Consider the following 14,328-nt stretch of genomic DNA (forward strand, 5'->3'; position numbering starts at 1 on the left):
GGGCCGAGATTTCCCCCTTTCGCTCCGGCTGCAAGCAGAGTCGCTCAGGAGGAAACTCGGCCCCTCCCGCCCCGGCCTGCGGTGACTTGGCCGCACCGTGTGCTGCCGAAGGGGCTTTGCGCGATGACTAGGGCTGAATAAAATTGAGTGTGGGCGCCGTCGTTCGTTTGAACGACGGCGCCCACGTTTTGGATTTATTGGGCTGTGGCGGTGAAGGTTGTTTTGTCGGCGGCGATGTGCACGTGCAGCTTTGCCTGACCGTTGCAGCTGATGAGCACGCCTACCTCGAACGGGGTTCCCGTCTTGTCGTAGGTCGAACGCACGATGCGCATCGCCGCCTTACCGGCGTTCTGTCCCAAAAGGCGCGCCTCATGCTTGTCGAGGTTGACCGTCTCGTAGACGGCATCGACGCTTGCGGGCAGGATGCCGGTCTTTTCCGCGATGTAGGCGTAGAGCGAGCCATCCACGTCTTTGCGTGTGAGCTCGGGGCAAAGTGACACGGGGATATAGACGTAGTTGAGCTCCATGGGTTTGTCGTTGGCGAGACGCAGGCGGCGAATCTCCCAGACGGGTGTCCCTTCGGGCACTTTGAGCCCAGAGGCGATGCCGCGGACGGCCGGTATGCTTGAAAAGGCGAGAATCTGCGAGCTCGGAACCCGTCCCGCTTCGCGCATCCGCGCGCTGAAATTCAGGGCCAGGTCGATGCCGGGTGCTGAGGTTTGGGGCTTGATGAACGTGCCCTGCCCACGTTTGCGCACCACGCGCCCCTCGATGACGAGATCTTGGAAACAACGGCGCACGGTCGCGCGCGATAACTCCAGCCGCTCACAGATTTCGAGCTCGCGCGGCAGCGGCGTCTTGGTGTCGAACGCCTGGCTGGCGATAAGCAGGGCGATTCGATGTTTAAGTTGGACATAGAGCGGCGTATCACCGCTGCGGTCGAAGGGTTCGGAGGCGAGAAACGAGATCATATCCATGGGGTACCTCCATGTCGTGGGCGTACGTGACATGGTCTGACACTGCGGGGCAAACCGGAGATGCCAGGCCCGATTCTTGCTGGTATGTATGGTGCATAAGGAACATAAAACATTTATCAGACAATCTACCTGCTATTTTAAAAATAATTAGAAGAAAAAATAATTTAGGCACAAAAATAGCTGCTACCGTTAACCGATGAATAGTTGCCGTTCGCAACTATTTTTTTGTACCGAACATGCCCCGGCGCAACAATAATCTCAGCAAAAAGCAAAGCCGTGCGACACACGGCAGGTCGAGAGGAGACCGCATGCGGTATCTGGTAATGGTCAGTCACGGAACGCTCGCTCCCGGACTGCACAGTGTCCTCAAGATGCTCGGCAATGACGCCCCGAACATCTTGTCGACGAGTCTCGTGGACGGCATGGGCGCTGACGAGTATGTCGAGAACGTCAAGGCGATGCTCGCTCCCGTTACCGCCGATGACGAGGTTGTCCTGCTTGGTGACATCCTGGGCGGATCGCCGCTCACCAATGCCATGAACACGCTGGCCGAGAAGGGCCTGCTCGCCCACACCATTGCCTTCGGCGGCATGAACCTGCCCATGGCTATGACCGCCATGATGGGGCTTGCCACCATGGACCTGGATTCCCTCAAGCAGATGATGCTGCAGGAGGGCAAGAACGGTATGTCCGAGCTCGTTGTCCCGACCGATGACGCCGATGACGAGGACGACGACATCTAGGCAGCGCATCCGCCCAAATTTTCGTGATGGAGCGGGGGTTAAGAGGAAAGACCCCCGGTGATAAAGAAAGGGAGAACGCATGATTTCGTTCATCCGTATTGACGACCGTATGATCCATGGACAGACCGTTACCCGTTGGGCCCTCGAGTATCCCTGCGACGGTCTTATCGCCGTCAACGACGCTGCAGCGTCCAGCCCCGTGCTCAAGGAGGCCTACAAGAGTGCCTCGGGCAAGAAGACGTTCGTGTGGACCAAGGAGCACTTCAAGGAGGTCTCCGAGAAGGTTCTCAAGTCCGACACCAAGTACTTCCTGATCACCAAGAACCCGCTCGACATGAAGGAACTTCTCGTCGATTTTGGCTTTAAGCCCGGCATGGACCGCATCATCGTCGGTCCCTGCAACGATCGTCCCGGCACCACCAAGCTCGGCAACAACCAGTCGATCACGCAGGAAGAGGCCCAGGCGCTCGAGGATCTCACCAACGCCGGCTACACGGTCGAGTTCGCCCTTATCAAGGAGAAGTCCATCGGTGAGTGGCCCAAGTTCCGCGGTCAGTTTGGCTTCTAGTTAGGCGCCAGCCGCATTTTGGTATCTACAGCCCTTGGTGAAAGGGGCTGAGGAATAAAGAAAGGGGAAAGCATGGCAATCAATGCATTCCAAGCCGCGCTGTTCGGCCTGTTCGCCTGCCTGGCATCGCTGCCTGGCATGGGCGGCACGACGATCGGCAACTACACTCTGGGTCGTCCTCTGGTCGCCGGCCTCATCGTCGGCATCATCATGGGCGATATGCAGACGGGCATCCTCGTCGGCGCTGCCATCCAGGTTGTCTACATCGCTCTCGTGACCCCCGGCGGAACCGTCTCCGCCGACGTCCGCGCCGTGTCCTATATCGGTATCCCGCTGGCGATCCTCGCCATCAAGAACTCGGGCATCGATCCCGCCTCCGCTGAGGCTGCCGGCATGGCCGCATCCCTCGGCGCCGCCGTCGGCACGCTCGGCACTGTGCTCTTCTATGGCACCGCCACCATCAACCTGGTGTGGCAGGGCATGGGCTGGAAGTGGCTCGAGAAGGGCGATCTCCACAAGCTCTACTTGGTCAACAACGTTTTGCCTTGGATCGGTCACATCGTCTGCTCGTTCCTCCCGACGTTCATCATCACCATGGGCGGCACCGCCATGGTCGACCTCATGAAGACCTACATGCCCATGGACGGCATTGCGATGAAGACGCTGTTCACCGTCGGCTCGCTGCTGCCTACCGTCGGTATCGCCATCCTGCTCAAGCAGGTCATCTCTAAGCCCACGGACTTCCTGACGTTCTTCTTCGGCTTCACCCTGTCCGCTGTTATGGGCTGCAACCTGATCGCCGCTGCCGGCATCGGCTGCTTCTTCGCCCTGATCAACTATGAGATCGCTTCGCTCAAGATCGACCTCGCAAACGCTCCCAAGGCAGCTATCGCCTCGGGCTCAGATGATGAGGAAGAGGAGGACATCTAATGGCAGAGAAGAAAAAGCTCTCTAAGAAAACGCTTGCCAAGTCGTTCCGCAACTGGTCCTATGGCAACCTGACCTGCTTCTCGCAGGAGCACATGCAGACCTTCGGTTACCTGTGCGCCATGCTTCCGATTGTCGAGGAGCTCTACGACACGCCCGAGGAGCAGAAGCAGGCCCTCCAGACCTACTCCGCGTTCTTCAACACCGAGCCGCAGATCGGCACCATGATTGTCGGCGTCACCGCCGGCCTCGAGGAGGCTCGCGCAAACGGCGAGGCCATCGACGACGACGCCATCAACGGCATCCGCGCCGGCCTCATGGGCCCGCTCGCCGGCCTTGGCGACTCGCTGATCGTCGGTACCCTGATCCCGATCCTGCTCGGTATCGCCCTCGGTCTCTCGACCGGCGGCTCTCCGCTCGGTGCCATCTTCTATATTGTCGTGTGGAACCTGCTCATGTTCCTTGGCATGCGCTTTGCCTACAACCAGGGCTATGAGCTCGGCGGCAAGGCGGTCGAGGCCCTCGTCGGCCCCAAGGCAAAGGCTCTTCGCGATTCCATCGTGATGGTTGGTACCATGGTCATCGGTGCAGTCGGTGCTACCTGGGTCTCCATCACCTGCAGCCCCAACCTGGTGCTGCCCGGCGGCGGTAAGTTCCAGGACACCCTCGATGGCATCTATCCGCACCTGCTGCCGATGATCTTCATCATCTTCTGCTGGTACATGATGACCAAGAAGAAGGTCAACCCCATCGTTATGATGCTGATTCTCGTCGTGATCGCATTTGTGGGCGTTCTCATTGGCTTCTTCGATCCGGCGCTGAGCTACTAGTCATCATCCCCTGGCCCCCTGTAAGGCCGTGCGGCCTCAACCGCACGGCCTTCTGATTTTGCGCTGCCCTTCAAGGGCAATATGGCCAGCGACCTCCATCGCCTACACGACACCCGCTATATTGCTCTTGAAAGATGACGTATTCGATAAACGATGCACTTGCGCATGATGCACGCTTTGCACGAGGAGGACCCATATGCACGAGAAACACGGACACGACCTTTCGCGCGACGACTTGATCCGCGAGGCAAAGATGCAGACCGATGCTATTCAGCGGCTCAACGTTTGGCTGCGCCTGGGCTATTCGCTCGTGGCGATTGGCTTTTTGATGGGGATGTGGGGTATGCAGGGCGGCCCCGGCTGGGGTGTCCCCGTGGGCATCGTGTGCCTGGTGGTGGGCACTCCGCTTTCGATCGTGCTTAAGGTTGGCACGACCAACGCCAAAAAGAATGTTGAGCGTATGCTTGAGGCCGCGGGTATCGACGTTGAGGAGCTTATGCGACGCAAGAAGGACGTGCAATAGACTTCCGCGTTGGGGTATCATAAATAATTGTTGCGAATGTTAACTAATGTACGGCAAATGACGGTTTTATGGCCCTTCTAGAGTTGCAAAGGACAATATCCCCAGTGGATTACGATGACGTCGCTCGAAAACTGATCGTGTACTCACGTTCCCTTGCCAAGGGATCCTTGAGTGCTGCCGGCGGCGCCAGTGTGGGCGAGGCACCGGTTTTACAGTATCTATCGGGTATTGACGGTGATGTCATTCCCTCCGAGATTGCCAAGAAGCTGAAATTCTCCCGTGCGCGCATGTCGCATATCTTGGATTCACTCGAGAGCAAGGGTTACGTTCAGCGCAGGACTGATCCAAACGATCGTCGGCGTGTGCTGGTGAGCATTACCGAGGAAGGCCGTGATTTCGCGGCGAAAAAAAATGCCGAGAGTGTGGCATCGCTCTCGAAGCAGCTCTCAGCGCTCGGCGAGCACGATGCCCAGGAGCTCGTGCGCATTCTGAATAAAGCCTATAGCCTTACCTATGATGCCGACGATTACCTGGACAATCTATAAGGATGAAGGCAGACATTTAGGTGCATCATGAAATGCATCCGGGGCAATTGTGCCCATCAGCCACCGTCAACATCTCATTCCAAACCAAATCAGCCAACGTACGTCATGGCAATCCCCGGTAGGTTGCAGGATGGCGGCTGAGCCTTTCCCTCGGGAAACTTCGCGAAGCCCAGTTCCCGAGGGAAAGGTATGGTCTGTGTAATACCAGATAAACAGTACATTTTTGCTAGATTGGTATTTGACTGAAGAACCAATTGGTATGGCTTATTAAGCCCACCTTGCCGTTGACGCTTATTTTGCTGCCGCTGGGAGAATTCCGAACTTGGGTGCGCAAGTGCTCCCATATGTTGATATGACCTAGTAGGTGGCTATCTGGTTACTACCAGTTGGCCCCTTGGTAACGGGTGGCCCCCATTGTGCGGAATGTACCGAACATCTCCGTTTGATACGTTTTCCCATGCTGCCGGGGGGGGGCGTCCTCGGCACCTCAGCATGTCGGAAGAAAGGAGACCAGATGCGCAGGAATTCCATTTTTACGAAACGGTGGGTGAAGGGAAGCGCGGTCCTCGTTGCCACTGCAGCGACGCTCGTGTTTGCCAATCCCCAGCAGGCGATTGCCACGCCACTCAAGGGCGTCGACTCGGCGACCGTGTCCCAGTCTGCCTCGAATGTCGTCGACATCGATTTCGCTGACGGCATCAAGGGCCGTATTACGTTCCTCGAGGACGGTATTTTCCGTTATAACGTCGACCCCAAGGGTGAGTTTTCCGAGTACGCCACGCCGCGCAGTAAGTCCCACACGGCTAAGATCCAGGCTCAGCCCGATACCTCGGACACCTACAGCAAGCCGAGTGCGACGGTTGCCGACAAGGGCGACACTATCGAGATCACCGGCGGAAAGGCGACCGTGATCCTGGACAAGGCGACTGGCAAGATGAGTATCAAGTCAGGCGACCGTGTCGTGGTTTCCGAGTCCGCGTCCCTCGACCTTGATAAGAAGGGTACCGTCCAGACGCTCGCCAAGGAGAAGTCCGAGAACTTCTTTGGCGGCGGCACCCAGAACGGACGCTTCCTGCACACCAACCAGACCATCGCCATCTCCAACACGAACAACTGGACCGATGGCGGCGTTGCCTCGCCCAACCCGTTTTATTGGACGAGTGACGGCTACGGCGTGCTCCGAAACACGTTTGCAGAGGGTTCCTACGACTTCGGTTCCACGGACTCATCGACGGTCACGACTTTGCACAGCGAGAATGAGTTTGATGCCTACTACTTCGTGGCGACCAACGAGGGAGCTTCGAACGTGGCAACTGAGATGCTGCAGGACTACTACAAGGTGACCGGTAACCCGGTACTGCTGCCCCAGTACGGGTTCTACCTTGGTCATCTTAATGCCTATAACCGTGATGGCTGGTCAACGACCTCGGGTCAAAAGAAGTGGGAGACCAAGGGCAGCAAGTCCTCGAGCGAGAAGGGCGACGTTAAGTACGAGTCTGGCATGTCGACGGGCTACAAGCTCGACGGCACACTTGCGGCCGAGACGCTCAACGGTGAGGGCCCTACGGTTGATACCGAGAACATGAAAGCGACCGATTTTGACCGCCAGTTCTCTGCTCGGCAGGTTATCGATGACTACGAGGACAGCGACATGCCGCTCGGCTGGTTCCTGCCGAACGACGGCTACGGCGCCGGCTATGGCCAGAACGGTTACTACAAGACCGGCGGCGTCAACTCCGACGGAGCGAGCTCGGCCGACCGTCTTAACGCTGTGCGTGCCAACGTCGACAACCTTAAGAAGTTCACCGAGTATGCCAACTCAAAGGGTGTGAGCACGGGCTTGTGGACCCAGTCCAACCTTGAGCCCGACAGCAACCCTGAGACCCCGTGGCATCTGCTTCGCGACTTCGACGCCGAGGTCAAGACGGGAGGCATCACTACCCTTAAGACCGACGTTGCCTGGGTTGGATCTGGCTACTCCTTTGGTCTTAATGGCATCAAGACAGCTTATGACACGGTGACGACCGGCGCTAACAAGCGCCCCAACATCATCACGCTCGATGGTTGGGCCGGCACGCAGCGCTTTGGTGGCATTTGGACCGGCGACCAGTATGGCGGTAACTGGGAGTACATTCGCTTCCATATCCCCACGTATATCGGTCAGAGTCTTTCGGGCAACCCCAACATCGGCTCCGACATGGATGGCATTTTTGGCGGCGACCCCATCATCTCTGCGCGTGACTACCAGTGGAAGACGTTCACGCCCTCTATGCTCGACATGGACGGTTGGGGCACCTACCGTAAATCGCCCATGACGCACGGCGATCCCTACACAGGCATCTCGCGCTTCTACCTCAAGCTCAAGGCGCAGCTCATGCCCTATATCTACACGAGCGCGGCCTCGGCGGCCAACATCGACACGGGTAACGGCGATGCCGGCCTGCCCATGATCCGCGCCATGCTGCTTTCCGATAACTCCGAGTACGCCGCAAGCACCTCGACGCAGTACCAGTATATGTTCGGTGAGAACTTCCTAGTGGCACCGGTGTATCAGGATACCCAGGCAGACGAGAACGGCAACGACATTCGCAATGGGATTTACCTCCCCAACTACGGCACCGACGAGAATCCCACCATCTGGATCGATTACTTCTCGGGTAAGCAGTATCGCGGCGGCCAGGTTCTCAACAACTACGAGGCTCCGCTTTGGAAGCTGCCGCTGTTTGTGAAGGCCAACGCTATCGTGCCGATGTACGCCGAGAACAACAACCCCGAGGCCGTGAGCGACACCAACACCAAGGGTACCGACCGCAGCCAGCGTATCGTCGAGTTCTTCGCCACCGAGGGCGACGGCACCTTTACGCAGTACGAGGACGACGGCTCCTCCATCGAGAACAACACGACTGAGGACGATTCCTACGGTACGATCGACAATATCTCCTACGGTGAGCATGTGAGCACCGTCTACAGATCCAAGGCCGCAGGCGGCACCGCGACCTTTACCGCCGAAGCCTCGCAGGGTGGCTACAACGGCTACGACTCCAATCGCACCACGACCTTCGTGGCCAACGTGTCCGCCAAGCCCATGAGCGTCGTCGCCAAGAACGGCGGATCCGCGCTCAACGTGGTTGAGGTCGACTCGCAGGAGACCTTTGACACCGCGACCCCCGAGGCCGGCCAGGCGGTCTACTTCTACAGCGAGACCCCTAACCTCAACCACTACGGCAGCGATGTGGACGGCACCGAGGCCGAGCGGGGCGAGAGCTTTAACAACACCAAGATCACCACGAACCCCAAGGTCTACGTCAAGTTCGCGAAGACCGATGTTGCTGCGGCGGCGCAGACGCTCGAGCTGGGCGGTTTCGTGAACGCCGACGCCACGCTCACAGCCGATCGCCTCAACGAGAGCCTCTCCGCACCCACGAACCTTGCTGCCCCCGAGGACGTCACGACCCCAACGAGCATCAAGCTCACCTGGGGAAAGGTCGATGGTGCTACCTCCTACGACCTTAAGGTCGACGGCACCGTGTTCGCCGTGGGTGATGCGGCCGAGTTCACGCACACCGACCTCGCCTACAATAGCAAGCACACCTACCAGATTCGTTCGCGCAACGCCGAGGGCTACTCCGCCTGGAGCGATGTGCTCGAGGCGAACTCCGCACTCGATCCGTGGCGGAACGTCCCCGACGCCGAGCAAATCACCTGGGAGGGCTCACTTTACGGCAGCCATAAGGCCGAGCTCGCCTTCGACCATGAGTTCCAGTCGGGCGACGGCGGTTTCCACTCCGGTGGCAACGATCTGGGCAAGGCGCTTACCGTTGACTATGGACGCGCTTACAAGCTCGATAAGCTCGAGTACTATCCGCGCGATGACGCCGGCAACGGCACTGTGACCAAGATGCGTGTTGAGACGAGTCTCGATGGCGTCCACTGGACGAGCCAGGAGGTCGATTGGGCACGTTCCGCTGATTGTAAGACGGTAGCGTTTGACGGCACCGTGGCCGCCCGTTACGTGCGCATGACACCGCTCGCCTCGGTCGGCAATTTCTTCTCCGCGTCCGAGATTGCCATCTACAAGACCGACGGCACGGATGGCTTCGCCGTGGGCTCCAACCTCAACAAGGCCACGATCTCCGACGGAGACTACTCCAACATGAAGAACTATCTGGGCCTCGAGAATCGCGAGCCCGATACCCCGACGTTCGGTTCGCAGATCCGCGACCACTTCGCCGACCTCAACGATAACGGCGTTTACGACGTCTACGATTACTCGTTCACCATGGCGGGTCTTGACGGCGGCACTAAACAAAAGGGAAAGGTCGCAGGTTCGCTCGCGGTGATTCCGAGCAAGACCGAGGTCGAGGCCGGTGATGAGATCACCGTTGATGTCTATGCGGCCGACGCCAAGAACGTCAACGCCCTGGGCGCTCTCGTCAACTTCAAGAGCGACCAGTTCGAGTTTGTGTCCGAGAGCATCGCGCAGGACGGCTCGACTGCCGGCATGGAGAACCTGTCTCGCGAGAAGGTCCAGTTCGCGGACAGAACGCAGACTATCAATCTCGCCTTTGCCAACCGCGGCGATGGCAAGCTCTACAACGGTACCGGCGCGGTGGCGAGTTTCAAGCTCAAGGCCAAGACCGCCGGCAAGGTCGAACTGCCCTCGACATCTTGGCTCATCGGTCCGGCATGCGACGCACTTGAGTTTGCGAGCGACGGCACGGTGACGATGCCGGATGTTCCTCAGCCAACGGTCGCCGAGTACGGTCAGGACGCCTTCAACATCACGATGACCAACGATGAGCTCACGACCGACGACGGGACCAACGTCGAGAAACTTATCCAGCAGAAGAGCTATAACGCGCTGTTCGATAATAACGAGGGCGACAACGGCTTTGAGTTCCTATGGAACTGGAGCGGCAACTGGGACAGCGAGGGTAAGCTTCCGAGTTACGTGAAGCTTCCCACCACGATGACATTCGCATTTAAGACGCCGTCGAAACTCGATAGTGTCGAGGTCGTTAACCGCAACGGTGGCAACGGAACCGTGCAGAAGATCAAGGCTGTCGTGACGTTCGAGGATGGCTCGACCCAAGAGTTCGCGGGCGGGGAGTACGATTCCTTCCTGGCTCGCTACGCCTTTGACCTCTCTGCCGAGAACAAGGGCAAGAAGGCGACCAAGGTCGAGGTCACGCCGCTTGAGGCATCGGGTGACCAGATGCTCACACTGCGTGAGGTCAACTTCAACTACACGCAGGGTGTCGAGGCCATCGAGGGTGTCGAGCTAGGCAAGAACCAGACCGAGTTCTTTGAAGGCGACATTACGCCCGTCGACGCCAAGGCTACGCCTGAGAGCGCTGGCTACCCCTATGTGACGGTCGAGAGCTCCGACCCCTCTGTGGTAAGCGTCTCCGCTGTTCAGGCTGGCGATAGCGTGAGCTACTACCTGCGTGCCAACAAGGCCGGCAAGGCAAAGATCACGGTGGCGTCGGTACTCGACCCCTCCAAGACCGCATCCTATGAGGTCGAGGTCAAGGCTGGTGTCGATACCTCTGCGCTCGTAGCAGCGCTTTCCAAGGCCGCGGGCTACAGCGAGTCCGTCTACACCAAGGATTCCTATGCAGCTCTCACCACTGCGGTCGAGGCGGCTCAGAAGCTCCTCGACAGCGGCCAGGGCAGCTATAGCAAGAAGGATGTCGCAGACGCCACAGCCAAGATCGAGAAGGCAATCGACGGCCTCAAGATGCGCCCTGTTGATGAGAAGATTCTCATCAACACGCCCGAGAACCGCAAGAACGTCAAGGTGGCCGGCTTCTCGAGTGAGGCCGACTACGAGGGCAGCAACGCCGTCAACGCTCTCGACGGCGACGAGCGGACGCTTTGGCACAGCGACTGGGCCCATGGGACCGGTATGCCCCAGTATCTGAGTGTCGACCTGGGCCGCGACTACGATCTCACCGACGTTACATTCCTGCCGCGCCAGGACGGCGGCACTAACGGCGATATCTTCGAGGCCGAGATACTGGTCTCCGACACTGCCGACGGTTATGAGAAGGGCACCGCCGCGTCGATGGGTACGTTCGCCTTCGACAACGATGGCCGCGTGCTCACCGACCGTGGCGACTGGAAACAGATGAGCTTTGGCGCCGCGCGCGGTCGCTACGTGACCGTCAAGGTGATTCACGCCGGCGGGGGCGACGTTGATGCCTACTGCAGCATGGCGGAGCTCAAGTTCTACGGTACGGCCGTCCCCGATCCGGTGGCGAAGGATGATCTCACTGCCGCGATCGAAAAGGTTGATGCCGAGCTTGCCGCCGGCGACCTCAAGGCCGGCGACTACACCGAGGCCTCCTGGACGGCGCTCAAGAACGCCCTGGCGAGCGCCCGCGCCATCTTGAGCGACGAGGATGCCACGCAGGACGAGGTCGACCAGGCGCTCAGGGCGCTCGAGAGCGCCCGCGACGCGCTCGAGAAGACCCCGGTGGTCCCGGTCGAGAATCCGACTAAGAAGCAGCTCAAGGCCCTGGTCAAGCAGGCGAAGGAGACTGACACCAGGGGCAAGACGGCCGAGTCTGTCAAGGCCCTGACGGATGCCATTACCTACGCCGAGGACGTCTTGGGTGATGAGAATGCTTCCGACACCCAGATCCAGGCGGCCTATAGCCAGCTCAAGCTGGCCATTGAGAGCCTCAAGGATGCCGATTCCGGCAACCAGGGCGGCTCGGGCAACCAGGGTTCCGGCAATGGCTCGAACGGCGGCAACCAGGCGGGCAAGCCCGCAGGCGACAAGGCCCAGGGCAGCAAGAAGAACGGTTCGGCGATTCCCAATACCGGAGACCAGACGGCGGCGACCGTCGCGACCGTCGGTGGTCTTGGCGCCATCATCGCCGCGATCGGCGCTTTCTTCCATCGTCGCAGCAAGGCTAAGTAGCCCCAGCAACAGCTAAGCAAGCGTGCCCGCCGTCCCACCCAAGGACGGTGGGCACGCTTTTTGAATGTAGGCAGAAAGCTCCGACCCTTCGGCCTTAATCTCGCAAAGCGTTCCGTCTCCCGCCGAACACATCAGCATCGGCGGCTATACTTGAATTATTTGCAGTTAAGGGTCGCGGATTGGCCGCGTCACCGCTCTCAACAGGAGGTCTTTGTTTATGGCAGATCAAAAGCCGGTTGTCGGGATCATCATGGGCTCCAAGTCCGATCTGGGTGTTATGGAAGGCTGCACCGCCGAGCTCGAGGCGCTCGGTGTGCCCTATGAGCTCGTCATTGCGAGCGCACACCGCACACCGGCGAAGGTCCACGAGTGGGCTTCGACTGCTGCCGATCGCGGTATCAAAGTGATTATCGCCGCCGCCGGCAAGGCCGCTCACCTGGGTGGTGTCGTGGCCGCCTTTACGCCGCTGCCGGTTATCGGCGTACCTATGAAGACGAGTGACCTGGGCGGTATGGATTCGCTGCTGTCGATGGTGCAGATGCCTTCGGGCGTGCCCGTGGCCTGCGTTGCCATCAACGGCGCCAAGAACGCCGCCATTTACGCCACGCAGATTCTGGGCGCATGCGACCCCGAGTACCGCAAGGTTATCGAGAAGATGAAGCAGGAGATGGCCGACGCCTAGGCGTTCCGCCGTTTCACCGCAGTATAAGGAGAGCCATGTCCGATTATCAGGGAAAACGATTCAAGGCTTCTCAGATTCCCGATCCGTCGAAGCCGGGTGCTGCCCATGCGGCACAGCAGGGTCGGACATCCTCTCCTCAGCAGCCGCGCGCGCCGCGTTCCGTAACGCCGACGTCCCATCGCCGCCAGGATACGCCGGCTGCGTATCGCCCTTCGTCATATGGCACGGCAAAGAAGCAGGCTCGGACGACGAGGCAGCTGAGTGACGCGCCGTCCAACTATGCCGAGCAGCCGCGTAAGAAACGCCGATCCATCATTCCCATCTTGCTCATCATCGTGGGCATCGGTCTGATTGTCGCCGCCGCTGCCATCTTTATCAATGCTCAGATTGGCTATAAGCAGGCGAGCGATTCGTATCAGAAAATCGAGAAGCAATATGTAAGCGATAAGGACGCCAGCGGCGTGCCGATTATCGACTTTGATGCGCTTGCTCAGACGAACCCCGAGATTGTGGGTTGGATTTACGTGCCGGAAACCAACATCAACTATCCCGTGGTGCAGACCAACAACAACTCCAAATACCTCAACACGCTGTTCGATGGCACGTCTAACGCCTCGGGTGCCATCTTCTTGGATAGCGATGACACCGCGCCGGGAATGGTCGACCAGCAGACCACGATCTACGGCCACCATATGAACGATGGGTCGATGTTCAACGTGATTTCGGATACGACTGACCAGGCAACGTTCGATAGCATTGAATATGTGTACTACATCACGCGCGATGCGACGTATAAGTTGCGTCCGCTGGCGACCAAGGTGGTCGAGGACACGTATGCCAAGGCGCGCACGACCAATTTTGAGGGCGATGACGGACTCAAGAACTACCTGTCCGAGATGCTCGACGGCGCTTCTGCCGTGGCGAGTGATGCCACCGATCGTGCCGCTTCGGCAACTAAGGTTGTAACGCTTGTGACCTGTCGTTCGCTGTCGCTGAGCAACACACGTGCCGTCATGGTGCTCACGCCGGTCGAGGAATAAGTTGTTCGAGAGTAGCTAAAAAGGCCCGTCCCAAATTGGCTACTCGACGACGGTAAGGGAGAAATGATGCTCGAGAGTGGCAAATTGATGCCTTCGATTGATGCTTGGCTGCGCGAGGCCAAGGCCGATGCTTCGGCGGCAGGCTGTGGGATGTATCTGACGCATAACGGTGTGGTGCGCGCGACGCCCAAGGCTGAGGTGCGCGGAGTCGAGACCGATGGCGTGGCGCCTGGGCATAAGGTGGGCGGCATGGTGTTTGGCTTCGATGCTCAGAAGGTGCAGGCTGCTATCGAGGCGACGCGTGCGATGCCGGGTATCGGCTATGTGCGTGTGTGGCTGGCAAGCGGCGAGCTTGCCGTAGGTGACGACATCATGCTCGTGCTCATCGGCGGGGACATTCGCCCGCACGTGGTCGATGCGCTGCAGGCGCTCGTTGGCACCATTAAGAACGAATGCGTGAGTGAGGTCGAGCGCGAGGCGTAGAGGCTTGCGTCGGTAGAAGGATCGTTTATAAAAATGCCCACCGGTACGTGTGATACCGGCGGGCATTTTGCGTTTTGGGCGC

General features: G+C 59.0%; 11 protein-coding genes. 10 read left to right on the forward strand and 1 reads right to left on the reverse strand.

From position 1 onward, the window contains the following. Positions 1-194: 194 nt before the first annotated feature. A complete protein-coding gene (locus tag DXD39_RS05905; RefSeq protein ID WP_158565453.1) occupies positions 195-977 on the reverse strand; it encodes a GntR family transcriptional regulator in 783 nt (260 codons plus the stop codon). Between the two features lie 308 nt (positions 978-1,285). Here DXD39_RS05905 and DXD39_RS05910 point away from each other — a divergent pair, with 308 nt between their 5' ends. The 10 genes from DXD39_RS05910 to DXD39_RS05955 all read left to right on the forward strand — a co-directional run bounded on the left by DXD39_RS05910 (position 1,286) and on the right by DXD39_RS05955 (position 14,246). After that, the gene (locus DXD39_RS05910) at positions 1,286-1,720 is read left to right on the forward strand and encodes a PTS sugar transporter subunit IIA (protein WP_089572603.1); all 435 of its coding nucleotides are present in this window, start codon (positions 1,286-1,288) and stop codon (positions 1,718-1,720) included. A 79-nt stretch (positions 1,721-1,799) separates the two neighbouring features. Then, the gene (locus DXD39_RS05915; RefSeq protein ID WP_117803460.1) at positions 1,800-2,288 is read left to right on the forward strand and encodes a PTS sugar transporter subunit IIB; all 489 of its coding nucleotides are present in this window, start codon (positions 1,800-1,802) and stop codon (positions 2,286-2,288) included. A 72-nt stretch (positions 2,289-2,360) separates the two neighbouring features. Further along, positions 2,361-3,218, forward strand: coding sequence for a PTS sugar transporter subunit IIC (locus tag DXD39_RS05920; RefSeq protein ID WP_089572605.1), 858 nt, complete (start codon positions 2,361-2,363; stop codon positions 3,216-3,218). Further along, positions 3,218-4,045 (forward strand): PTS system mannose/fructose/sorbose family transporter subunit IID, encoded by an 828-nt coding sequence (locus DXD39_RS05925; RefSeq protein ID WP_117646152.1) that lies wholly within the window; start codon positions 3,218-3,220, stop codon positions 4,043-4,045. The genes DXD39_RS05920 and DXD39_RS05925 overlap by 1 nt, the downstream gene beginning before the upstream one ends. Positions 4,046-4,241: 196 nt before the next feature. After that, positions 4,242-4,568 (forward strand): hypothetical protein, encoded by a 327-nt coding sequence (locus DXD39_RS05930; RefSeq protein ID WP_117803461.1) that lies wholly within the window; start codon positions 4,242-4,244, stop codon positions 4,566-4,568. Positions 4,569-4,672: 104 nt separating this feature from the next. After that, the gene (locus DXD39_RS05935; RefSeq protein WP_158550938.1) at positions 4,673-5,113 is read left to right on the forward strand and encodes a MarR family winged helix-turn-helix transcriptional regulator; all 441 of its coding nucleotides are present in this window, start codon (positions 4,673-4,675) and stop codon (positions 5,111-5,113) included. A 514-nt stretch (positions 5,114-5,627) separates the two neighbouring features. After that, the gene (locus tag DXD39_RS05940) at positions 5,628-12,041 is read left to right on the forward strand and encodes a discoidin domain-containing protein (protein ID WP_158565455.1); all 6,414 of its coding nucleotides are present in this window, start codon (positions 5,628-5,630) and stop codon (positions 12,039-12,041) included. A gap of 217 nt (positions 12,042-12,258) precedes the next feature. Beyond that, the gene (gene purE / locus DXD39_RS05945; RefSeq protein WP_006235810.1) at positions 12,259-12,723 is read left to right on the forward strand and encodes a 5-(carboxyamino)imidazole ribonucleotide mutase; all 465 of its coding nucleotides are present in this window, start codon (positions 12,259-12,261) and stop codon (positions 12,721-12,723) included. Positions 12,724-12,758: 35 nt separating this feature from the next. Continuing rightward, positions 12,759-13,763, forward strand: a complete 1,005-nt coding sequence (locus DXD39_RS05950; RefSeq protein ID WP_117803463.1) for a class B sortase — start codon at positions 12,759-12,761, stop codon at positions 13,761-13,763. Between the two features lie 66 nt (positions 13,764-13,829). After that, entirely contained in the window at positions 13,830-14,246 is a 417-nt protein-coding gene (locus tag DXD39_RS05955; protein ID WP_117564036.1) for a molybdenum cofactor biosynthesis protein MoaE, read from the forward strand. Positions 14,247-14,328: the final 82 nt, after the last annotated feature.

The organism is Collinsella sp. TM04-29, assembly GCF_003466565.1.
Classification (GTDB): domain Bacteria; phylum Actinomycetota; class Coriobacteriia; order Coriobacteriales; family Coriobacteriaceae; genus Collinsella.